This is a genomic window from Anaeromicrobium sp., assembly GCF_025210435.1.
Taxonomy (GTDB): Bacteria; Bacillota; Clostridia; order Peptostreptococcales; family Thermotaleaceae; genus Anaeromicrobium.
The window spans coordinates 20,233-42,085 of the sequence record NZ_JAOART010000136.1 but is presented as its reverse complement, the minus strand read 5'-3'; the positions used below and the strand labels follow the sequence as shown (position 1 = coordinate 42,085).

The following is a 21,853-nucleotide window of genomic DNA, read 5'->3' as shown; positions in this document are numbered from 1 at the left end:
TGATTATGAGTTTTAAAGCGAAAGTCTATATTATGCATAAATTCCATCCTCTCTTTATTCTCTTACTTCTATAATAATGGAATTTATGATAGATTTTTATACTTTATATTTGGTAAAATTAGTTATGCGAAATATGAGTTAAATGAAAAAAAGTTTAAATAAATAGAAAGTAATAGGATGCAAGGGTCATTTAACATACTATTTATGCAAATTATACTAAAATACTGTGAAACCTCGTAAGATAGCAAAAAGTTAAATGAAAAATCAAATAAGATTTCGAGGTGACAAAATGACTTTAGATATAAAAAGACTGTATAAAGCTTTATTGCTAATATTGTTAGCATTTATCATTTAACACAACAGTTACTAGTAGAACAACATAGTGAGGGGGATTTTTATGAATTTTAAAATAAGAGAAGGGATCAATAGCGATTATATAGATATCAGTAATATTTCTATAGAAGTACATAATTTACATCTTGAAAATAGGCCAGATGTTTTTAGGGATGTTAATAATCTCTTGTTGAAAGAATATTTTGAAGATTTATTAAATTCTAATGATAAAAAGTTATTTGTAGTGGAAAATATGGATAATAAAGAATTAGTAGCTTATTGCATAATAAGAATTGTGACTACCCAAAGCATATCAATACTAATTTCAAGAAGTATTGCCTATGTAGATGAGTTCTGTGTCAAATCTAATTATAAGAAAAATGGAATTGGAAGACTATTATTTAAATATATTATAGATTATGCAAAAACAGAAGGAGCTACATCATTACAGTTAGTTGTATGGGAATTTAATAAAGATGCAATTAAATTCTACGAAACAATGGGCATGTCAACAAGAAATAGAAAAATTGAATTAAATTTATAGTAATTTAATGACTCTGAATAGGATAGATAAATTCCTAAAAATCCTGCTTTAAAGTGGATAAACTTATTAGATGCTACTGAGAGAGAGGTTTTATGTTATGAGAAGAGTAACTATATATATACTTTTAATACTATTATTATCAGGCTGTAGCTCTGATAGTGTTCAGAATCAACCTTATAAGGGGAATAGTTTGGTGATTGGAGTAATAGGGGAAGTACCAGTTATAAGAGAAGATAATGTAGAATTTAAAAGTATGAGATTTAGTGATTTGAAAAAAGTAAATGAGTTATCTTCTAAATATAATGCTATTTTTATTATGAAAGAACATTTCGATGAAGCTTCTAAACTTATATATGCAAAAGTATATAAGAATTCAGGTGTACCATTTTTCTTTATAGACTCTCTGAAGTCATATACTCCATTTGTTATTGAAGAACTTTCATATGAAAGTTGTGACAAATCATATGATCAAACGTATGCTACGGGATATTTTCAATCTGGTAATAAATGGCGATATTGGGGTTATGGTCTATATAATGACAAACGAAATGAAGCTAATATTCAGGATGTATATTCAAGAATATTTCATACTATTGATACGGAAATAAAATAAAAAAGACTGAAATATTAAATTGTTTATCTATATATAGGATTAAAAAATGGAGGTATATATATATGAATATAAGAGTGGCTACTGTAGTAGATGTACCACATATAGCATATATAAATGTTGAAACGTGGTTAACTACATACAGAGGTATTGTGCCAGATAAATTTCTTAAAGAAAGAAAAGAAAAAATAGAAGAAATAGTAGCAAGGATAGGGAAAAAATTAAAAGAGAATAATATGAAAGGGCTGGTATGTGAGGAAGGTGATAAAATAGTAGGATTTGCAACCTATGGGAGGGAAAGAGATGATGATTTAGAGTATAAAGGAGAATTATATGCAATCTATGTTTTAGAAACTTATCAGAAAAAAGGATTAGGAAAAGAAATTTTAAAAGGAGTAGTAAGGAATCTGATAAGCATGGGTATAAATAAAATGCTAATATGGGTGTTAGAAGAAAATAAGTCATGTAGATTTTATGAAAAATCAGGGGGAAAAATAGTAAAGAGGAGAAATATTAATATTGGTGGAAAGAAACTGAAGGAAGTTGGTTATGGATGGAATAATTTAAAAGAGCTACAGAGAACCCTCAAATGAATACAAAGACAAGGCTATATAATATGAATTTATAGGGAAAAGGTGAAGTTTATTAAGAGTATTAAACCAGGTAGAGGTCCATCTGCCATGGGTGGTTGAATCTGTAATAGCTATTATTCTTGGTATATTTTGGATAATTGAAGCAGGGAATGTGGGAGCATCAGGATTTTTTGTACTATTTTGAGTCTTGTTTATAGGAATTGCAATTGTATAATTTATATATAATTATAAAAATGCAACGGGAAAGGATAGAGTATCTATTTATGATATTACTGATGAAAGTGAAGAGTCAGATCCCTTTGATAAATTGATTAAGAAAAAAGAAAATGAGCCAATAAATGATATTAGCAAAGTAGAGGATAATTATAAGTACTGTCCATATTGTGGCGAAAAGATGAAAGAAGAATTTAAGTATTTTCCTTCTTGTGGCAGAGAAAGTACCAAATAAATATTATTCTAAGTGGGAAGGTGAAAAATTGAAAAAAATTATTCTTATATTAATAACATTTTCATTGTTAGTTAATTTACTTGGATGCACTAACAAAAGTACAGAACAATTCTCAGAACAGAAAAAACAAGATATACAAGAATTTAAGTCTATCTTTAGTAACTTTGCAAAAGAGGAAAATATAATAATGTCTTCTAAAGAGATGGATGCTTTTCATGATATTACACCTGAAAATGTTTTTAAAGAAACTGGTTGTCAGATATTTAAGAATGGATCAACCTGTGAGTCATATTTGCTTTGTGAGGGGAATTTATATACCTTGGGAATTGGTTTTGGTGGATTTGGTATTGTTCACATTGAAACATGTGACTTTGATGATGACAACAAAAAAGACCTTATTTACACTTATTCTTGGGGTTCGGGTATTCATAGGTCATCTTTTGGATATTTTGATCTTTCAAAGAAAAGTGAAGGAGAGATAGATATAGATTCAGCTGAATTATCAGGTTTTATTCAAGAGGAACTGGTTTTAGAAAAAGTGTCTGATACCCAATTTCAGGTGTATAAAGCCAATGTTACAATAGAGGGTGGAGATTTTACTAAACTATCTTTAAAAAAAGATAGACTTTTGGGTGAGATAAAAGCAGTTGAAAAGAAACCTGTACTTTTTATAAAATAACCTAGTTATTCTACATAATATATATAGTTTATAGAATATGCAATTTTTGAAAATATACAAGATGTTCTTTGAGAATTGAATAAAGGGGGATAAAAAACAGAACTTATTTACAATTATTGTAATAGAAGTTCTAAAATATCATATAAATATGATATAATTGCCATTAGTTAAGTACACATAGTAAAGCATAGTGAATTAACAGATTATATGATTGGAGGTATTATAATGGGAATTTTTAATAGACTTAAATAGTCTATATGTTGAGCAACTACTAACTCTCCCATATGGGCTATTTGAAATAAATATTTATTTTTAAGAAATTTTAATACCTAATATTGAAAGCATATTGAAAAGTATTAATTTTAAAATACAAAATTCCCAATTAGTTCTTTATAAGAGTGGAAATCATCCAGCCATGTTTAGTAATAAAAAAGAATTTAGAAATTTGGTATTAAACTTTTTAACGTGAAATATAGTGAAAAATTCTTACTTAGGTTATAAGTAAAAAACTAATAATTTACTAGAACACCACATTATTTAAATTTGAATTATGTGGTGTTTTTTTGTAGCAATACATTTATAATGGGAACTAAATTAAAATATATTTAGTAGAAAACAAATATTAGTTCCATGGGGACTGAGAAAGGGAAAGGGGCAATTATGGAGAAATTAAGTTGGAGTAGAATACAAATGGATTTGATCAAACAGCATAACAGTCAGTTTATAAAGAAAGGGATTGTAGGACCAGATTTAGAGCTATTTAAGAATACAATAATTAGAACTAACAACTTTCAAATAGAATGTAAAGAGTGTGAAAGAAATAAACAAAAAATCGAAGAAATGATGAAAAACATTATTGATGGTCATGAGTCATATGATTATGTTGATGAATTTGAAGAAATAACAATTCATCTTAGGGAAGAACATAATTTAGTAGAAAAAGGATACTATATGGCTAAGTTTTCAACTAGTGGTACCTTGATTGGGGGGGCAATTTTAGGATTTGATCATATAGGACTGCCAATTGGATTTATTGTTGGCATTATTTTAGGAACATTTTGGGATAGAAAATCTAAAAGCCAAAGGAAAGTAATATAATACTATATCATAAGCCAACTGTAGATTTATGGTACAAATGTGAATGACAAAATTAAATCAACGATTCTCACCATGAACTGTCATTAAAGGAGGGCTCAAAATGAAGGTGAATAGGTTGTTTAGTATGGTCCATATACTTCTTAATAAAAATAAAGTGACAGCTAAAGAACTAGCTGAGGAGTTTCAGGTATCTACTCGTACTATTTATAGGGATATTGATACTCTTTCTATGAGTGGAATTCCCATTTATACAGATAAGGGTACTGGGGGAGGCATTGGTATTCTTGATAGTTATGTACTAAATAAATCTCTCATATCGGAGGAGGAAAAGAATAATATTATAATGGGTCTTGAAGTTTTACAGGCAACTAATTATGATGATGTGGATAGGGCCACTAGAAACCTAAAAAATCTATTTGATAAAAATGCAGATAATTATATAGAAGTAGATTTTTCTAGTTTTGATAATGAAAAAGAGGGACAAATATTTGAGGATATAAAAACTTCCATTAAGAGAAATTCTACCTTAGAGATTTTATATAAAAATAATTTGGGTCATAAAACTAATCGTAAGATAGACCCATTAAAGCTGATCTTTAAAAAACAGCGTTGGTATCTTATGGCCTATTGTCATGAGCGTAAGGACTATAGAACCTTTAGAATCTCTCGTATTAAAAGTAGTACACTAACTAATGAAATGTTTAATAGAAAAGATTATGACATTTCTGATAAAGTATTAACCTCCCATGGTATTAATAATATGAAGTCTGTAGTATTAACCCTTCATGGGGATGCCTATTTTAGGGTTGAAGAGGAATTTGATTCTAGCATGATAGTTAAAGAAGATGATAAATTAATTGTATCTTTCCAATCGGAATTTCATAGTTGGCTACCCTTTTACATAATGTCTTTTGCCGATTATATTATAGATGTAGAGCCCTTAGAACTTAAAAATATTATTAAAGAAAAAGCTAATAAAATAATTAATCTAATATGACATACTGGTGTCATATTTTCTTTTTTATAATTAAAGTAAGTTAAAGGAGAAAGGGAGATTGGTTATGGATTATAAAATTGTAAATCTTAATGAAAAGATAGTAGTGGGAAAATCAATAATTACTACAAATGAAAATAGTCAATGTATTAAGGATATAGGTTCTATGTGGCAAGAATTTATTGGGGGTGGAATTTTTAATAGTATAGAAAACAAAATTAATGGTATGGGTATTGGTCTTTATACAGATTATGAAGGGGATGCCACTAAACCCTATAGATTCATGTGCTGCACAGAGGTAAATGAAAATAATAATCCTGATTTAGAATGTAGAACTATATGTGATGGTAAATATGCTAAATTCACTATAAAAGGACACATGATAAATGATGTGGGTAGAGCTTGGAATGAAATTTGGAGTATGGATTTAGATAGGAGATTCCATTGTGATTTTGAAGTTTATCATAATGACTCTGAAGATATTTCTAATCAAACTATAGATATATATATTTCTATAAATTAGTATTAGGCATATGCCTTATAGGATAGATTGTATATTTAGCAAGGTGTGGTTTTAAAACTACTCCTTGTTATTTTATTTAAATACAATAATAAAATATAAATTTAGGTGTTACTCTAGGTCAGAGGATAATAAGTGTATTTATAGTAAAAGAAGAACTTGAAAATTTAGGAAATATAGTTATACTTGTATCAGGGGAATAATGGAAAAATATTAATAATTAGATAGGGAATATAACCATTATTTTACTAAGTTAGAATAAGGTATATGAAAAAAATAAATTAGTTAGGTCCCTGAGGGATTTGGATTATTTTCAAGTTGCTAAAAGAATAAAATAATATGGGAAGGGGTAACCAAATGGGACAAGTATCACAGTTACCTAATATTGGTAAGGTTCTTGAAAGACAATTGAATTCAGTTGGAATTGAAACCTTTGAACAATTAAAAGAACTAGGGAGCAAAGAAGCCTGGTTAAGAATTCGAGTTATAGATAAAACAGCTTGTATTAACAGATTATGTGCTTTAGAGGGCGCAATTCAAGGAATAAGATGGCATCATTTGGCAGATGATGTAAAAAGAGATTTGAATGAGTTTTATAATATAGTCAAGTGATAACTTTTAGGGGGGAATAGGCTTGATTGAATCAAGATGTGGTGTACGTTGTGACATATGTGAGCGAAAAAAAGATGTTAAATGTTTAGGATGTATTAATATGTCAAAACCCTTCTGGGGAGGAGAGTGTCACGTAAAAAGTTGCTCTGAACAAAGGGGATACAATCATTGTGGCCAATGTAATGAATTTCCATGTGATACATTAAGTAATATGGGGAAAGCTGAGGGATATGATCCATTACTAAAGATAGAGCAATGTAAGAAATGGTTGATAGGATAGACTAAATAAGTATATGAAAATTCAAGGAAGCTCAGATATTTCTAGTGACGGATATATATACGATAAAAATGGCAAGGTAATCTCTAACTTATGAGAGTTATCATAAGTTAGAGATTTATGCACATAAAAAAAGAAGGGAATGGTTGAAATGAAAAAATTTGATATTAAGAGTATTGTTTTAGGAATAGTAATTGGTACTATGGGAGCTTATGGAGCATCAGCCATGCCAACAGTAAAAGAAATAAAATCAGCAACAGATTTGAATAGCAAAGTTTATTTTTATGAGAAAGAAGTACCTTTGAAAAGTCCTTTAATTGCCATTGAAAGAGAAGGTAATGACAATATACAAGTATATATGCCTGTAAGGGAACTTTTAGAGTACATGCAATTTAACGTACAATGGAAAAGTGAAGATAAATCAGTTCATCTTACTATGAACAATAATATGAGCAATAATAATATGATTTCTCCTGTTGTGGGAAATATGGACGAAATAGATGCTAAAGCCATATCCATAATACAAAAAACAGGAAATTGGAGCTATATAGAACCATACTTACCTAAATTATCACCAGAAACAATCAGGAAAGTCGTTGAAATATATAACTCTAAACATCAAAATCCATCAGAGCATAAGAAGGCATCTGACTACATAACTGAGTAGATTTTATTATAAAAGGGAATAATTATTGGAATTAAAATAATGGGGGAAAATAAAATGATAAAAAAAAGAGCTATTTTCATTGGTGACGTAAGGTTTAATGAGTGTAATGTATTTGAGCTAAATGAAGAAACCAATTATTTTGAAATGTTGAATGATAGGGAATTTAGATATGAAAAAGAAGTTGTTGAAGAAGATTCTGATTGGTTGATATTTGAAGTTACTACAGGTAAAAATGAAATAGATGGAAGAGCTAAATTGATAGATTAGGCATGTGAAAAAAATAAACTAGTCAAATTCCTCAGAGAACGGACTAGTTTTTTTATATGTCATATGGATGTAAATATGAAAAATTGAAGGATCAAGAAATTGAAGCTGTAATAAAAAAACATATTGTGCCTATAGGGATAAATACTATCTATAACTATATTACAATAATAGTTTATGGAGATTTATATGAACATGGATATTACAAAATATATAAGAAAAATGGTAAAAGGGAGGTGCTTTTTCATGTTTCACGAATTAGGTAATGAAGAATTACTGCCTAAAAACTCTTATATTGGAAGATATTTAACTTATGGAATTAAAAATAGATTTAAGCAGACTATAGAAGATTATAAATATTTTCCCTGTACAACAATCAAAAGTCCTTCATCTCATTTCAAATTTGAAGACTTAGGAAATAAAAATATTATAGATACTTATAAGGTGAACGATACAAGTTTCAGGGAATTACTTTTATCTTCAAAAACTACAGCATTTTTAGTAATTAAAAATGACAATATAATATGCGAAAATTATTTCAATGGTTATCAAAGGGAAATGATCCATAGACTTTATTCGGTAACTAAATCAATTTCTTCTGCGTTAATAGGAATTGCAATTGAAGAAGGATTCATAGACTCTATTGATGATCCAATAACAAAGTATATAACAGAGCTAAAGAGTAATTTTAACGAAATTACAATAGAGCATTTATTAAACATGGAGTCTGGAATTGAATTTAAAGAAGGTTACTTTCCTTGGAAAGATGAAATAAAAACATATTTTTCTTCAGATTGTAGGACCTTGCTTGCTGGCATAAAAATTAAAGATAAGATAGGGGATTTTTTTCATTATAATGATTATCATCCATTACTATTAAGTCTTTTGTTAGAAAGAACTTTAAATATGCCAATAGCTGAGTTTTTGGAAAAAAAGATTTGGTATCCTTTGGGCATGGAGTTTCCAGCTTCCATTACATTAGATAATATTAAAAATGGCCTTGCCAAACTAGAAAGTGGCTTAACTTGTACTGCTATTGATTTAGCAAAATTCGGGAGGTTATTTCTTAACCAGGGTAATTGGAATGGAAATCAAATTATAAATAAAAAATGGGTAATTGATTCAACTGGATTTAATGGATTAAATCAACCAAAGGAGTACTTTACCTATTATAATAAGCACCCGTGGGGAAATTGGTTTGCTACAGGTAAAGGGTATTATAAATATTTTTGGTGGGGTTACAAAGTAAATGAGATAGATTTTGACTACTTTGCAATGGGTATCTTAGGACAAATTCTGTACATAAGTCCACGGGAAAATACAGTAGTTATTAGACTGGGAAAAGAGTGGGGGATAAAGGGGTGGTGGCCTACTATAATTAAAGACTTTATTGATAATAACGTATAACAATCCAAATCCCATTACTTAACTAGGTAAAGTTGGGGAAAGTGAAGTAGCCATTTGAGTCAGCCAAAATATGAAAATAGATTTTTATTAGTAAAGGATTTATATAATTGAATTTTATAAGAAGTATTGCTATACTTAAGAAGTGCGAAAAATCAAGAAAAAGGAAGAAAGAAGGAGGAAATTGAAGGAAAAATAAGGGAAAATAGGCAAGAAATGTAAGCTGATTATAAAATTCAAGGAGAATATCAGAATGAAAAAAAATTTAATTACAGGTAGTGTTTCCTTATTGTATTTAACAATCATAACTATTATAAATATGAGCATTTTGCAAAATATGAATTACTATATATCTGTAGTTATTAATATTCTTTTGACAACAGTATATGGATACATATTATTTGCAAATATACATAAAGGGAAAATGAATGAATTAGAGTACATATTAGATATTGTTACTAAAAGTCGCTATGATTATGACTTAGATGAATATGTGAAAAATAATAATTGTGAAGGGTATGTATCATTAATTGTAGATAAATTTAATAACACAAAGGAAGCCTCAAAGCATGTGTTAAAATCATCTGTAGATCTTGCTCAAGTATCAGATAAGGTGTCAGATAAGGTGAATCATATGGAGTCATCAACAGAGCAGATTGCAACTACAAGTGAAGAAATAGTAGCTGGATCATTAAATCAAATGGAATCTATAAATAGCATTTTTAGTAATATTGAAAATGTAGGACATAATATAGAAAATATAAGAGGACAGTTAAATAAAATTATGAACCAGGCAGATGTATCTGTTAAGCTTACTGAGGATGGCAACAAATATGTGGGAAAGACAAAGGAATCTATTGAGATTATAAGAAATGATATGATTGAGTATAGTAATAATCTTAATAATTTCATAGACAGTTTTTCACAAATAATAAAGTTTTCAGATATTATTAAGGGAATTACTGAACAGACTAATTTACTTGCATTAAATTCATCTATTGAAGCGGCTAGAGCAGGTGAACATGGAAAGGGATTTGCCGTTGTGGCAAATGAAATTGGTAATTTATCAAATCAGTCCCAGGCTGCATCACAAGAAATCAGTGCAGTTATTCAAGATATGGAGAAAAGAATTTTAGAATTAACAAAAGAAATGGAAAAGGGTACAGATAAGATCCAAGAGGGTATACATATAGCTGAGAAAACAGAGATAGCATTTAAAAAAATATCAGATAGTACTTTAGATACAAAATCTCAAGTTTCAACAATTGGGGATCATATGGAAGAAATGGCAGGACATACTACAAGAGTAATTAATTCAGTGGAAACTATAAGAGGGATTTCAGAGGGAAATGTGGCCGATTGCCAACAATTTAGTGCAGTTATAGAGGAAATAAATACATCCTTTAAGGATATAGTAATGGAATCAAATAATTTAAAGACATATGCTAATAGTTTACAGCAGAGTGTAGCTAAGGATACAATGGATAAATATATGTATCAAAAGGCTTTAGATGTAAAGTCGCATATGGATAAATCAAACAATGTTGATTTAAAAGAACTTGCCATGACCCTTAATATTGGGGAGATATATGTGGTTGATAATTCAGGCATAATAATAAAGTCTTCTGACCCAGATGGAATTGGATTAGATTCTTTTGAAATAGATCCCATATCCTATGAAGCTTCAAAATTGAAAGATGGCTATAGATCTACTCCTATTAGGAAGAGAGTCCACGATAATGAAATATATAAGTTTTTACATATTCCATATAAAGAAGGAATGGTTATTTCCGTATCATTATCTTTGCAAGCAGTTTTAAATGTATAAATGAAAGAAATATAGAAAAGGTTATATGCATTAAAATAGAGGACTAGGAATAGTCCTCTATTTTAATGGAATTATACGTATTATTGGCATTTGACAAAAAACAAAAATGGAGTATAATGTAATTAGCAAATGCCAATAATAAAATTCGGAGGGATACAAATGCATATAGAAAAAGAAAAACCACAAGAGGGAACAGATATTAAAAAGGTTGTTGCTATTATGAGTGGAAAGGGAGGAGTAGGAAAATCGTCAGTTACTTCTTTAATGGCAGTATCTTTACAAAATAAAGGATACAAAGTAGGTATACTAGACGCTGATATTACAGGACCAAGTATTCCTAAAGTATTTGGAATAGGAGAAAAAAGAGCCGTTGCAATTGATAATGTAATTCAACCAGTAGAAACAACAACAGGTATAAAAGTAATCTCTATTAATCTCATGATGGATCAAGAAGATTCACCAGTGGTATGGAGAGGACCACTTATAGCATCTATGGTGAAACAATTTTATACAGATGTGGCTTGGGGAGAGTTAGATTATCTTTTAATTGATTTACCGCCAGGAACAGGGGATGTTCCATTAACAATAATGCAGTCCCTACCAGTTGATGGTATAGTTGTAGTTTCTTGTCCACAGGATTTAGTACAATTAATAGTAAAAAAATCTGTAAATATGGCTAGGATGATGGCTACTCCTATCTATGGACTTGTGGAAAATATGAGCTATTTTCAATGTCCAGATTGTGATAAAAAACATTACATATTTGGAGAAAGCAACATAGAAGAAGTTGCAAAGGAGATGGATATGGAAGTATTAGAAAAGCTTCCTATTAATCAAGATTTTGTAACTTTATGTGATGAGGGAAGAGTAGAGATATTTGGTAAAACATATTTTGGACTATGTGAGCAATTAGCAGAAAAATTAGAAGAAAGAATAGGGGGAATGGAAAAATGAAGATAGCTATTACAAGCGTTACAAAGGATAAGGAATCAACTATAGATGAAAGATTTGGAAGGTGTAATTATTTTACAATCTATGATACAGAAAACAAGTCCTTTGAACATGTTGAAAATAAAGGTGTAACTTCTGCTCAGGGTGCTGGAATCGCTGCAGGACAGCAATTAGTTGATTGTGCAGTAGGCGCTTTGATTACTGGGTATGTGGGACCAAACGCAATGAGAGTATTACAAAGTGGAAAAGTAGACATTTATAAATGTAGTGGAAAAAGTATTAAAGAAGAAATAGAGTTGTTTTTAGATAATAAATTAGAAATCATAAATAATGCAGTTCCTGCCCACTCTGGAATGAGAAATAGAAATGGAAGATCATAGTAAAATGAAAATTGCAGTTTTGAGTGGAAAAGGTGGAACAGGAAAAACTACCATTTCTACTAATCTAGCCAAAGTAATGGGGTGGAATTATGTGGATTGTGATGTGGAAGAACCAAATGGATTCATATTTTTAAATCCCAAGATTACAAAAACTGAGAAGGTTAGTATACCTGTTCCTAAGATCGACACATGTAAGTGCATAGGATGTGAAAAGTGCGTAAAGATATGTCAATTTAATGCTTTAGCATGGGTAAACAAGGATGTTTTATTATTTGATAAATTATGCCACGGATGTGGAGCATGTAGCCTAGTGTGTGCATATGATGCCATTTCTGAAGTAGATAGGGAGATTGGAAGTATTAACGTAGGGAATGATGATGAAATAACATGCATGAGAGGAACTTTAAATATTGGAGAACCTATGGCCGTTCCAATCATTAGGAATTTAAAGAAAATGATTGGAAATGAAAACACTATTATAGATTGTTCTCCAGGAAGTGCTTGTTCTGTAGTAGCTTCTATTGAAGGGGTAGATTATGCAGTCTTAGTAACGGAGCCTACAGCCTTTGGCCTTCATGACCTAAAAATCGCCATAGAACTTGTGAGAACTATGAATATTCCCTTTGGAATTATAATAAATAGGGGAAGTAATGAAAAGGATTTAATAGAAGAGTATTGTGAAAGGGAAAAAATAAATATATTAGGAAAAGTAATGTTTCATAAAGATGCTGCCATATTGTACTCAAAGGGCAAATTACTTGTAGAACATGATAGATATAAGGAAATATTTTTAGACTTAGGTAAAAAAGTAGAGGAGGAAATAGAATGCAGCTTGTTGTAATAAGTGGAAAAGGCGGTACGGGTAAAACTACTGTTGCAGCTTCCTTTGCATATCTAAATAAAGAAAGTATCAAAGTTGATTGTGATGTGGATGCCTCTAATCTTAATATTGTTCTACAGGGAGAGGATATAGCTTCTTCTCAATTTATTGGGGCAAAAATAGCTAAGATAGATAAAAATAAATGTATAGAATGTGGAAGATGCAGTGAAGTATGCAGATTTGCTGCAATAAATGATAATGAAATTATAGAATTAAAATGTGAAGGATGTGCCGCATGTAAGGCCGTTTGTCCTGTAGGTGCAATTGCTTTAGAAGACGAAGTTACAGGGGAAACCATAATTACTAAAACGGATGGGGGCATATTATCTAGAGCAGAAATGGTTGTTGGAGCTGAAGGCTCTGGAAAATTAGTTACAGAGGTTAGAAAAAATGCCTTAAAGTACCAAAAGAATAATGAGCTAATGATCCTGGATGGGACTCCTGGAATAGGATGTGCCGTTATGGCATCTATTACAGGTTGTGATATGGCTTTAATAGTTATAGAACCTACCCAATCTGGACTAAATGATTTCAAGAGAATTCTTTCTTTAATAGATCATTTTAGAGTGAAACCTTTTGCCTGCATAAACAAGTATGATATTAATGAAGAAATGTCTTTAGAAATTGAAAGATATTGTGAAAATGAATCTGTTAAGGTCTTAGGCAAAATTCCATTTGACCCTATTGTTCAACAGGCTGTTAATGAATTAAAGCCTATTATTTCTTATGAAGATAGTATGGCAGGAAAAGAAATTAAAAATATATGGGAAAAGATCTATGAAAAATATAAGGAGGGTATACTATGAAAATAGCAATTGCAAAGGATGGAAATGTGGTTTCTGGTCACTTTGGCCACTGTGAAGGATTTGAAGTATTTAATGTGGACGGTAAAACCGTTAATAAAAGGGAATTTTTACAAAACCCAGGACATAAACCTGGATTTTTACCAAGATATTTAGGTGAACAGGGAGTAGATGTTATTATTGCTGGTGGAATGGGTGCCACTGCTCAAGAACTATTTGCAGAAAATGGAGTTAATGTGGTAGTTGGTGCATGTGGAAATTTAGATGATGTAATAAAAACGTATTTAGATGGAGATCTTAAATCAACAGGAAGTGTTTGTAGAGAACATGCCCATGAAGGAGAATGTGGTAATTAAGAAGTGGAGTTAAAGGGAACAGGAAATATCTATTGGAAGAAATTTTATGAAGATTAAAATTTGACATATAAAATATATTACCCCTATTGTACTAAAAATGTATACAATAGGGGTAATATATTTTTAGTATGGAGAAGGCATATTAAGGCAAATATACATATAGGAGTGAAAAAATTGAGTACAACAAATTAAGAGGAGGCAAGACAATGACTCTAATAGATAGACCTATTATGACTAAGCACACTAAAATCCTAATAGGAATTAATTTTTTCTTATCTGCATTAGGAAGTGCTCTTGTGATGTCTCGTGTAGTAGATATCACAAGGATTACCTATGTATATCTCATTTGGAATTTAATATTGGCATGGATATCATTGATTGCTTCAATAGTATTAAATTACATATATGAAAAACGTAGAAGAGGTAGAGGAAATACACTAGGATTTTTTTTAGGATTAGCATGGTTTTTCTTCTATCCCAATGCACCCTATATGATTACAGACCTTATTCATATAAGTAGAATAAATTTTTATAATAGTGGTGGAGTTAATACAAATTTAAATGTTTGGTTTGATTTTCTATTAAACTTGCTATTTATTTCAATTGGATTTTTAGTAGGGTTCATTTCCTTGTATATAATCCATAGATTAGTAGAGAAAAGGATAGGAAAGTTTACAGGATGGTTATTTGTGTTAGGAGTTCAGTTTACATGTGGCTATGGTATTTATCTTGGCAGATTCCCAAGATTAAATAGTTGGTATATTGTAACAGAGCCATTATCCGTTGTAAAATCTATCACACAAACTTTAAATAAGGAAACATTTATATTTACTAGTATGTTTAGTTCCTTTTTAATTTTAAGTTATATAGTCCTTTATTACTTGACATATGTGAGTGCTGAAAGTAGATAAGATTTAATTAGATGCTCTTAGTGGATATATCCATTGAGAGTATATTTTTTTAGAATATAATGGTAAAATATGTATAATGAATATGAATAATAAGAATGGAGTGTTTAAAATGGCTAGAATTGAACCTAGAGAATTTCATAAGAATAATATTAGAATTATAGTTAGAAGTGCAGAAATAAATGATGCTAGTGATTTAATTAATATAGTTCCTATTTTAGATAGGGAGACTGATTATATGCTTAGGACAGAGGGCGAATTCAAATGCACATTAGAAGAAGAGGAGAATATTATAAAAAGGAAACTAGAAAATAAAAATGATTTGTTTTTAGTTGCTACAATTAATGAAAAAATAGTAGGTACACTAGGCCTTAGTGGAAATAGTTTATATAGAATTAATCATATATGTGAATTTGGTATGGGAGTATTAAAGGATTACTGGGGAAAGGGTGTAGGTAATAGTTTGATTAAAACCATGATAGATTGGACTAAAGAGAATAATATAAGAAGGATAGAATTAAAAGCTGTATCTAAAAACCATAGGGCCATAGAGTTGTATAAAAAGTTTGGATTTGAAATAGAAGGAACATTAAAAGGAGATCATCGTATAGGGAATGAGTATGTAGATTCATATACTATGGCTCTTATTAACAAGTAGATATGACATATTAAGGGGGGGCATATGGAATTGATAATAATTTTAGGTCTAATAATAATTAACATACCCGCTTACAAATACTTGTATAATAAATTCTTTTTTAGCATAGAAGATTTTCTAGAATGTATTAGATATTGTTTCATTCCTAACTGGATATCCTTTATTGGGGGAGAATATTGGGATGATATTGCTTCACAAATGAGATTTGGTATGTTCATATTCTGTTGTGTTGCCATAGTAGGATTACAGTATTTAGGAATAAAGATTATTTGGAATATAATTATGTAGAAAAATGTAAATAAGGAATCTTATGATGAATATACAATATTAGGATAAAGGAGTTTTTTAGAAATGGATATGATCATGTTCTACTATATAATAATAATGCTTTTTGTATTAATGATAATTATACAACAAGTGCAAAGGTATAAAAGAGAGAAAAAAGTAATTGCTAAATCATTAAAGGGAAACAATTATTGGATTATATATGGATTATTTTGGATTGTTCTAGCATATTCAAATTTAAAAATGTTTATGAGGTATTATGAACGTACATATTCCATGTTAAATCCTGAATATATAAAAAGTTGGTATGAACTTCTAGATTATAGCTATGTGAAAGAATTAAAACAGAGTATAGGGTTAAGTGATGGAGATATGAAATATAGAGTTATAGATAGATATGTAAGTTATGGTTATGATAAATTATTAGTTGCAATTACTCAAACACTATTTGCAATTGCTTACTCTTTGAGGAGATCAGACTGGACGTGTACCATAATTTATGAAGATGGCATATATGGTAAAAATGGAAATGATACCTGGAATAGGATTATATCATACAACTGGAGTGGTTTAAGAACTAATAGTAATAATGTGGAATATTATGACTTGGAATTTAAATTAAGAGATAGTAAGAGTAGGAGTAGGAGTAGGAGTAAATACTTTTTTGGGGAAGGGAAAAAATCAATTAGTATGAGTATAAATGCAGAGGATATGGAGAGAACAGATAGATTTTTAAAACAAAATATTGTGGATGAGCATATATAAAATGGGATATGGAATAATGAAAAAATCTGTCATATTATGTTTTTTTAGTTCAATTGATTATACCTATTACTATACTCATTAGTTGCTGAAATAAAGACGAAAATGGATAAAATTAAAGTAGAATAATTAACGCCTTTTTGGTTCAAATCTAATTATTGATTATAACCAAAAAGGCGTTTTGTATTTAATTAATTAGAAATTTTGTTATTATAAATGTATTGAAAGTGAAATTACTCTTCAATGAAAGAATCCTCTGTAACAGCTTCTTCTGTAAGTGTTCCTTCTATGGTATCATTTGTACTTACTTTGTTTTTTAGTAAATTTAATAAATTAATTCCAGTAGTAGCCTCTATAGTTTCTGGTAACTGACTCATCATGGTAGTTACATAATTAGAAACCTTGGCTGCACCTGTGTTATTTCCATCTCCACCATTATCCACAATAACGATTTTCTCTGTTTTAGCAAGGGGTGCAGAAATGCTGTTTGCAATTTCAGGTAGTTTTTCCACAAGCATTTGAATAACAGCCGCTTCATTGTATTGTTTAAAGGCTTCTGCCTTTTGGAACATGGCCTCAGCTTCTGCTTTACCCTTTTCTTCTATAATATTAGCTTCTGCTTGACCTTCTAATCTAATGGCTTCAGCTTTAGCTTCCCCTTCAAGTTTTATGGCCTGAGCTCTAGCCTCTGCTTCTTGAATATCTTTGTATCTTCTAGCCTCAGATTCTAGTTTCATGGCTTGAGCTCTAGCCTCTGCCTCTTGAATATCCTTATATTTCTTTGCCTCTGCTTGTTTCTTAACGCTAGCTTCTAATTCTCTTTCCTTCTTAGCAGCTTCCCTTTCAGCAAGTTGAATTTCTCTTTCTTTCTTAAGAAGTTCTACAGCCATTTCCGTTTCTGTTACTTCTTTTTTTACTTTGTTTTGCTCTATTTCATAAGCAAGGTCAGCCTTAGCTTTTTCCGTTTCTTGTTCTTTTCTATATGCTTGAACCTTAAGTTCTTTTTCTTTAGCAAACTCAGAAATTTCAGTTTCTGCTTGAAGTCTTGCTTGTTCTCCAAATTTAAAGGCTTTAGATGTTTCAATCTTTGAGTTTTTTTGTGCTTCAGCCGTTTGAATTTTTGTTTCTGAAGTAGCTTTAGCTTCTGAAATTTCTGCATCTCTTTTTACTTCTGCAATTCTCCTTTTACCTAATGCTTGTAAATAACCATTAGAGTCAGATACATCCTTAATAGTAAATGCCTTTATTTCAAGACCCATACCAGCAAGGTCAACGGCAGCCACTTCTTGAACTTGAGAAGCAAATTTTTCACGATCCTTATGAATTTCTTCCACAGTCATTTTAGAGATGATTTCACGTAGTTTTCCCTCTAAAACATCCTTGGCAGTTGACTTTATAAAAGCTACAGTTTCACTTTCGTTACCCGTATTAAACTGTTCTACTGCACAACAAATAGAATCTTGGTCAGATTTAACCTTAATAACAGTAACACCATCTACAATAATATCTACACCCTGTTCTGTTAATGCCCTTTCAGTCCTCACATCAATCTTCATGTTTTCTAAAGAGATTCTATCATATCTTTCTAGTAATGGAATAACAAGGCCACCACCACCAGAGATAACTCTCTTTTTTAAACCTGTTACAATATATGCCTTATCCTGTGGAACCTTCTTCCACATAGTCACAATACCAGCAACTAAAATAACGATTACAGCCACAATTGCAGCTGGAATACCAAAAGCAAGAAAATCCATTTTAATTCCCCCTTAATAATAAAAGTTTTTAAACTCCACATAAAAGATATTTTCTTTAATATCTATTATGTATACATCAGTACCTGATTTAACATACTTACCATTCACATGTTTAGCAGGAGCATTATAGGTGTTGCCATGTATGGTATATGTAATTTCTCCAAAACCATTTTCAACAATGGATGTTTTGACTTTTCCAGTTAGTTTCATGATTTCATCCTTTGAAGGTGCACTAGTATTTTGTGACTTATGTAGTGGTGCAATAATAAGTCTATATACTAATGTTGATATGGTATAGGCAAATAAAAATGATAGTACTAATGTGTAGATGGTAGATAAGTTTTTATAGGTATTCATAATACCTACACCACCAAATACAGTAATGAATATTACTACTGTAATCGGTTTGATTGGAAAAATAATCAGGTTAAATAAATCTATATCTCCTTCAAGCCCTCCTTCCAAATCAATAGAATTAAATAATTGACCCAATATTAATGAAACAATGGTATATAATACACCTGTGAAGAATGCAATTTTATATAATACAAGCATACTTAAACACTACCTCTCTGGGAAATATTGGTCTAGAGTAACATTTTACACCATTCACAAAGAAAATAATGTAAAAAATTGACGAATGGATAAGTTTTTTTATTTTTCTAAATTTTATATGATCATTAACAGTTTATGATTGAATGTCTATAGAATAAGTAATGATTGAGGAGAGATTTAACAACATGTATTATTGGCAAATCTCTCCTTTCAGTTTTACTAAAACTTAAATTTATTTACATTTTCCATAAGCATTTTTGACAAATTCTTTGTTGTATGTGCATGTCCATTCATTTCTTCCACTGAAGCTGACAGCTCCTGTGTACTAGCAGAAACTTCTTCAGCAGTAGCAGAAGATTCTTCTGTGACAGCTGAAATATTACTTATAGCCTCAATAATTTCATTTTTGTTACCTTTTATCTTTTCTCCATTTTCTTTTACCATATCTAATTTACTTGCTAACGATACTAGGGATGAGGCTGTTTTATTAAAAATTGCTTCCGTATCTTTTATAGATTCATTTTGTTCATTGTAGGAATTTTTCATATCTTCCATAACTGATACGGCATGTTTTGATTGATTTTGAATATTTCCTATCATTTCTTTAATATCATTAGTTCCTTCAGAGGTTTGTTCTGCCAAATTTCTAATTTCATCAGCTACAACAGCAAAGCCTTTACCTGCTTCTCCTGCCCGTGCAGCCTCAATAGAGGCATTTAATGCTAAAAGATTTGTTTGATTTGCTATATTATCAATTAAAGTAATAATAGATTCTGTACTATTTGCGTACTCATTAACCTTATTAATGATTTTATTAATTTCTGTAGCTTTATGATTTGTTCTTTCAGTTTTTTGATTTAGCATATCCATAATATTTAATCCTTGTTGGCTCAATCCATTAGTATTATTAGATATAAGAAATACTTCTCTAATAAGTTGGGTAGTTCCTTCAATATTTTCTCCTAAATCATTTGTTTTAAATGAAATATGTTCTATATCCTTTGCTTGTTGTAAAGAACTTATGGCTACCTGTTCTATTGACTTAGAAATTTCCTCTGTTGCAAGGGATGATTCCTCTGTAATTTTAGCTAAATTTTCTGATTTGTCATATACCGTATGGGAAGAGGATTTTACATTTTGTACAAGATCCTTTATATTTTCCACCATATGATTATAGCTATTGGAAAGTTGTCCAAATTCATCTTTACTTTTAATATCTGAAATGGCAGTTAAATCTCCTGCTGCTGCTTTTTTCATAAGATCCATTATTTTTTTGATAGAATTATTAATATTTTTTGTAATTACTATAATCAGTAATATGGAAATAAGTATAATGAAACCAATTAAGATTATATTCATTGTAAATCTATGATTATAATCTTCTAATATTTTATCCTTTGGAATGAATGTTAATATGGCCCAAGTTGAATCTAAACTTTCAAAATATAGTGGTTCATATGTAATTAAGGCTTCTTTACTCAACTCATCTATGGTAGTAAAATAGGAATTTCCCTTATTAGAATGTATATCATCCATAACTTCTTTATTTAGTAATCCTTCATCCATGAGATTTTTCATAATCATTTCCTTATCTAACCCACTGGCTACACAAGTTCCACCATGAGATATGAGCATGCCAAAACCATCTAGAGTATTAATACTTTCTATGTTTGTAATTCTATCTTGGATATAATCTAGGCCTATATCAGCAGTTACAACTCCTAAAAACTGACCATTTCTACTGATTACAGGATAGGATATGGTAATCATCAATATGTCCTGACCATTTACTGGATAGATATATGGTTCTGTTAAAATGGGCCTTTTACTTTTCTGTGGAATTAAATACCAGTCTCCATCTCCTTCCACATCATATCCAGTTAAAGGCTCTACTCCCATGGTTCCATCTTGGTTTTTATATATATAAGGAAGAAATCGTCCTTCTTCGTTACTTCCCATTTCTTCATAGTTTACATATTGGGCATCTTTATTGTCAAAGGCATTGGGCTCCCAACCAGATCCATGGGCAATAATATTTGGATTAGAATCAAGATTTTTTTCTAATATTGTAATAGCTGTTTGTCTACTTAAAGAACCTTCTTCAGCTAGGATTCCCATAGTAGCTGCTAAGTTTTCCACAGATTTTTCTACAAGTTTTATTTCTTTTAATATTTTTTCTGATTCTTTCTTAGAAGTTTCAATAACGCTGGTGCTTGTTTTTGTAAGGCTTGTTTGTTTTAGATTATTTAAAATATAAAACAGCATTATAATAGATAAACAAAGTATAGTACTTGCTAAAAATCCAATCTTCACACCAGTCCTTAAATCTTTAAATTTTTTCAATAACATCATCCTTTCATAAAATCTTAATTAAATCATAATATAATTGCTAATGTTTATATATGCCCTAATATATTGTTATTAATCATATATATATATTAATACATTTTTCCAAATATTTCACCTTTTGTTGACATTTTACATAAATTTCTCCTAAATATTTTACATGTTTATCCGTATATTTAATTAGTTTATGATTTTTCTTAAAGTTACCAAGAAAGGATTAAATACTTTTTTTATAGCACTAATTTACAGCATATATATGTTCATTATTATTAAAACTATTTCTATAGATGTACTTAGGCATATTCAAAAAATAAATTAGTCATTGCACTGGTTATTTGAAT

At 30.0% G+C, this 21,853-nt stretch carries 26 protein-coding genes; 23 read left to right on the top strand and 3 right to left on the bottom strand.

All coding sequences use genetic code 11. The annotated features are described in order from the left end of the window. Window positions 1-397: 397 nt before the first annotated feature. From N4A57_RS16640 to N4A57_RS16530, 23 genes are all read left to right on the top strand, one after another. A complete protein-coding gene (locus N4A57_RS16640; protein WP_293659180.1) occupies window positions 398-877 on the top strand; it encodes a GNAT family N-acetyltransferase in 480 nt (159 codons plus the stop codon). Window positions 878-974: 97 nt separating this feature from the next. Next, a complete protein-coding gene (locus N4A57_RS16635; protein WP_293659179.1) occupies window positions 975-1,490 on the top strand; it encodes a lipoprotein in 516 nt (171 codons plus the stop codon). Window positions 1,491-1,552: 62 nt separating this feature from the next. Continuing rightward, window positions 1,553-2,080 carry a GNAT family N-acetyltransferase gene (locus N4A57_RS16630; protein ID WP_293659178.1) on the top strand — a complete coding sequence of 176 codons (528 nt, stop codon included), beginning with the start codon at window positions 1,553-1,555 and terminating at the stop codon, window positions 2,078-2,080. Window positions 2,081-2,387: 307 nt separating this feature from the next. Continuing rightward, on the top strand, window positions 2,388-2,528 hold the full coding sequence (locus N4A57_RS16625; protein WP_293659177.1) for a hypothetical protein: 141 nt from the start codon (window positions 2,388-2,390) through the stop codon (window positions 2,526-2,528). Window positions 2,529-2,556: 28 nt separating this feature from the next. Beyond that, the gene (locus tag N4A57_RS16620) at window positions 2,557-3,207 is read left to right on the top strand and encodes a hypothetical protein (protein ID WP_293659176.1); all 651 of its coding nucleotides are present in this window, start codon (window positions 2,557-2,559) and stop codon (window positions 3,205-3,207) included. Window positions 3,208-3,867: 660 nt separating this feature from the next. Further along, window positions 3,868-4,305 carry a hypothetical protein gene (locus N4A57_RS16615; protein ID WP_293659175.1) on the top strand — a complete coding sequence of 146 codons (438 nt, stop codon included), beginning with the start codon at window positions 3,868-3,870 and terminating at the stop codon, window positions 4,303-4,305. Between the two features lie 100 nt (window positions 4,306-4,405). Next, complete coding sequence (locus N4A57_RS16610) at window positions 4,406-5,302, top strand: helix-turn-helix transcriptional regulator (protein ID WP_293659174.1); 897 nt, start codon at window positions 4,406-4,408, stop codon at window positions 5,300-5,302. Between the two features lie 64 nt (window positions 5,303-5,366). Continuing rightward, window positions 5,367-5,822, top strand: coding sequence for a GyrI-like domain-containing protein (locus tag N4A57_RS16605; protein ID WP_293659173.1), 456 nt, complete (start codon window positions 5,367-5,369; stop codon window positions 5,820-5,822). A gap of 354 nt (window positions 5,823-6,176) precedes the next feature. Beyond that, the gene (locus N4A57_RS16600; protein ID WP_293659172.1) at window positions 6,177-6,431 is read left to right on the top strand and encodes a TfoX/Sxy family protein; all 255 of its coding nucleotides are present in this window, start codon (window positions 6,177-6,179) and stop codon (window positions 6,429-6,431) included. Window positions 6,432-6,453: 22 nt separating this feature from the next. After that, window positions 6,454-6,711 (top strand): DUF3795 domain-containing protein, encoded by a 258-nt coding sequence (locus N4A57_RS16595; protein WP_293659171.1) that lies wholly within the window; start codon window positions 6,454-6,456, stop codon window positions 6,709-6,711. A 148-nt stretch (window positions 6,712-6,859) separates the two neighbouring features. Further along, entirely contained in the window at window positions 6,860-7,375 is a 516-nt protein-coding gene (locus N4A57_RS16590; protein WP_293659170.1) for a stalk domain-containing protein, read from the top strand. A 54-nt stretch (window positions 7,376-7,429) separates the two neighbouring features. Beyond that, window positions 7,430-7,642 (top strand): hypothetical protein, encoded by a 213-nt coding sequence (locus N4A57_RS16585; protein ID WP_293659169.1) that lies wholly within the window; start codon window positions 7,430-7,432, stop codon window positions 7,640-7,642. Window positions 7,643-7,885: 243 nt separating this feature from the next. Then, complete coding sequence (locus tag N4A57_RS16580) at window positions 7,886-9,046, top strand: serine hydrolase domain-containing protein (protein ID WP_293659168.1); 1,161 nt, start codon at window positions 7,886-7,888, stop codon at window positions 9,044-9,046. A gap of 250 nt (window positions 9,047-9,296) precedes the next feature. Then, a complete protein-coding gene (locus tag N4A57_RS16575; RefSeq protein WP_293659167.1) occupies window positions 9,297-10,871 on the top strand; it encodes a methyl-accepting chemotaxis protein in 1,575 nt (524 codons plus the stop codon). Between the two features lie 159 nt (window positions 10,872-11,030). Then, window positions 11,031-11,825: an Mrp/NBP35 family ATP-binding protein gene (locus N4A57_RS16570; protein ID WP_293659166.1), complete on the top strand. Its 795-nt coding sequence runs from the start codon at window positions 11,031-11,033 to the stop codon at window positions 11,823-11,825. Next, complete coding sequence (locus tag N4A57_RS16565) at window positions 11,822-12,202, top strand: NifB/NifX family molybdenum-iron cluster-binding protein (RefSeq protein WP_293659165.1); 381 nt, start codon at window positions 11,822-11,824, stop codon at window positions 12,200-12,202. Before N4A57_RS16570 ends, N4A57_RS16565 begins: the two co-directional genes overlap by 4 nt. Continuing rightward, entirely contained in the window at window positions 12,189-13,043 is an 855-nt protein-coding gene (locus N4A57_RS16560) for an ATP-binding protein (RefSeq protein ID WP_330671543.1), read from the top strand. The genes N4A57_RS16565 and N4A57_RS16560 overlap by 14 nt, the downstream gene beginning before the upstream one ends. Beyond that, entirely contained in the window at window positions 13,028-13,888 is an 861-nt protein-coding gene (locus N4A57_RS16555; protein WP_293659164.1) for an ATP-binding protein, read from the top strand. Before N4A57_RS16560 ends, N4A57_RS16555 begins: the two co-directional genes overlap by 16 nt. After that, the gene (locus N4A57_RS16550; protein WP_293659163.1) at window positions 13,885-14,241 is read left to right on the top strand and encodes a NifB/NifX family molybdenum-iron cluster-binding protein; all 357 of its coding nucleotides are present in this window, start codon (window positions 13,885-13,887) and stop codon (window positions 14,239-14,241) included. The genes N4A57_RS16555 and N4A57_RS16550 overlap by 4 nt, the downstream gene beginning before the upstream one ends. A gap of 206 nt (window positions 14,242-14,447) precedes the next feature. Next, on the top strand, window positions 14,448-15,152 hold the full coding sequence (locus N4A57_RS16545) for a DUF1361 domain-containing protein (RefSeq protein ID WP_293659162.1): 705 nt from the start codon (window positions 14,448-14,450) through the stop codon (window positions 15,150-15,152). A gap of 109 nt (window positions 15,153-15,261) precedes the next feature. Further along, window positions 15,262-15,807, top strand: a complete 546-nt coding sequence (locus tag N4A57_RS16540; protein WP_293659161.1) for a GNAT family N-acetyltransferase — start codon at window positions 15,262-15,264, stop codon at window positions 15,805-15,807. 24 nt (window positions 15,808-15,831) lie between these two features. Further along, window positions 15,832-16,095 carry a hypothetical protein gene (locus N4A57_RS16535; RefSeq protein ID WP_293659160.1) on the top strand — a complete coding sequence of 88 codons (264 nt, stop codon included), beginning with the start codon at window positions 15,832-15,834 and terminating at the stop codon, window positions 16,093-16,095. A gap of 63 nt (window positions 16,096-16,158) precedes the next feature. Further along, window positions 16,159-16,857 carry a hypothetical protein gene (locus N4A57_RS16530; protein WP_293659159.1) on the top strand — a complete coding sequence of 233 codons (699 nt, stop codon included), beginning with the start codon at window positions 16,159-16,161 and terminating at the stop codon, window positions 16,855-16,857. A gap of 230 nt (window positions 16,858-17,087) precedes the next feature. Here the strand turns inward: N4A57_RS16530 and N4A57_RS16525 are convergent, their stop codons facing one another. The 3 genes from N4A57_RS16525 to N4A57_RS16515 all read right to left on the bottom strand — a co-directional run bounded on the left by N4A57_RS16525 (window position 17,088) and on the right by N4A57_RS16515 (window position 21,509). Further along, on the bottom strand, window positions 17,088-18,611 hold the full coding sequence (locus N4A57_RS16525) for an SPFH domain-containing protein (RefSeq protein WP_293659158.1): 1,524 nt from the start codon (window positions 18,609-18,611) through the stop codon (window positions 17,088-17,090). A gap of 12 nt (window positions 18,612-18,623) precedes the next feature. Beyond that, window positions 18,624-19,166 (bottom strand): hypothetical protein, encoded by a 543-nt coding sequence (locus N4A57_RS16520; protein WP_293659157.1) that lies wholly within the window; start codon window positions 19,164-19,166, stop codon window positions 18,624-18,626. A gap of 219 nt (window positions 19,167-19,385) precedes the next feature. Continuing rightward, entirely contained in the window at window positions 19,386-21,509 is a 2,124-nt protein-coding gene (locus N4A57_RS16515) for a methyl-accepting chemotaxis protein (RefSeq protein WP_293659156.1), read from the bottom strand. Window positions 21,510-21,853 lie beyond the last annotated feature (344 nt).

Bases quoted from the DNA above. Each gene is read 5' to 3' on its own strand.
- N4A57_RS16640 (WP_293659180.1), top strand. From the start codon at position 398: ATGAATTTTAAAATAAGAGAAGGGATCAATAGCGATTATATAGATATC.
- N4A57_RS16635 (WP_293659179.1), top strand. From the start codon at position 975: ATGAGAAGAGTAACTATATATATACTTTTAATACTATTATTATCAGGC.
- N4A57_RS16630 (WP_293659178.1), top strand. From the start codon at position 1,553: ATGAATATAAGAGTGGCTACTGTAGTAGATGTACCACATATAGCATAT.
- N4A57_RS16615 (WP_293659175.1), top strand. From the start codon at position 3,868: ATGGAGAAATTAAGTTGGAGTAGAATACAAATGGATTTGATCAAACAG.
- N4A57_RS16610 (WP_293659174.1), top strand. From the start codon at position 4,406: ATGAAGGTGAATAGGTTGTTTAGTATGGTCCATATACTTCTTAATAAA.
- N4A57_RS16605 (WP_293659173.1), top strand. From the start codon at position 5,367: ATGGATTATAAAATTGTAAATCTTAATGAAAAGATAGTAGTGGGAAAA.
- N4A57_RS16600 (WP_293659172.1), top strand. From the start codon at position 6,177: ATGGGACAAGTATCACAGTTACCTAATATTGGTAAGGTTCTTGAAAGA.
- N4A57_RS16590 (WP_293659170.1), top strand. From the start codon at position 6,860: ATGAAAAAATTTGATATTAAGAGTATTGTTTTAGGAATAGTAATTGGT.
- N4A57_RS16585 (WP_293659169.1), top strand. From the start codon at position 7,430: ATGATAAAAAAAAGAGCTATTTTCATTGGTGACGTAAGGTTTAATGAG.
- N4A57_RS16580 (WP_293659168.1), top strand. From the start codon at position 7,886: ATGTTTCACGAATTAGGTAATGAAGAATTACTGCCTAAAAACTCTTAT.
- N4A57_RS16575 (WP_293659167.1), top strand. From the start codon at position 9,297: ATGAAAAAAAATTTAATTACAGGTAGTGTTTCCTTATTGTATTTAACA.
- N4A57_RS16570 (WP_293659166.1), top strand. From the start codon at position 11,031: ATGCATATAGAAAAAGAAAAACCACAAGAGGGAACAGATATTAAAAAG.
- N4A57_RS16565 (WP_293659165.1), top strand. From the start codon at position 11,822: ATGAAGATAGCTATTACAAGCGTTACAAAGGATAAGGAATCAACTATA.
- N4A57_RS16560 (WP_330671543.1), top strand. From the start codon at position 12,189: ATGGAAGATCATAGTAAAATGAAAATTGCAGTTTTGAGTGGAAAAGGT.
- N4A57_RS16555 (WP_293659164.1), top strand. From the start codon at position 13,028: ATGCAGCTTGTTGTAATAAGTGGAAAAGGCGGTACGGGTAAAACTACT.
- N4A57_RS16550 (WP_293659163.1), top strand. From the start codon at position 13,885: ATGAAAATAGCAATTGCAAAGGATGGAAATGTGGTTTCTGGTCACTTT.
- N4A57_RS16545 (WP_293659162.1), top strand. From the start codon at position 14,448: ATGACTCTAATAGATAGACCTATTATGACTAAGCACACTAAAATCCTA.
- N4A57_RS16540 (WP_293659161.1), top strand. From the start codon at position 15,262: ATGGCTAGAATTGAACCTAGAGAATTTCATAAGAATAATATTAGAATT.
- N4A57_RS16535 (WP_293659160.1), top strand. From the start codon at position 15,832: ATGGAATTGATAATAATTTTAGGTCTAATAATAATTAACATACCCGCT.
- N4A57_RS16530 (WP_293659159.1), top strand. From the start codon at position 16,159: ATGGATATGATCATGTTCTACTATATAATAATAATGCTTTTTGTATTA.
- N4A57_RS16525 (WP_293659158.1), bottom strand. From the start codon at position 18,611: ATGGATTTTCTTGCTTTTGGTATTCCAGCTGCAATTGTGGCTGTAATC.
- N4A57_RS16520 (WP_293659157.1), bottom strand. From the start codon at position 19,166: ATGCTTGTATTATATAAAATTGCATTCTTCACAGGTGTATTATATACC.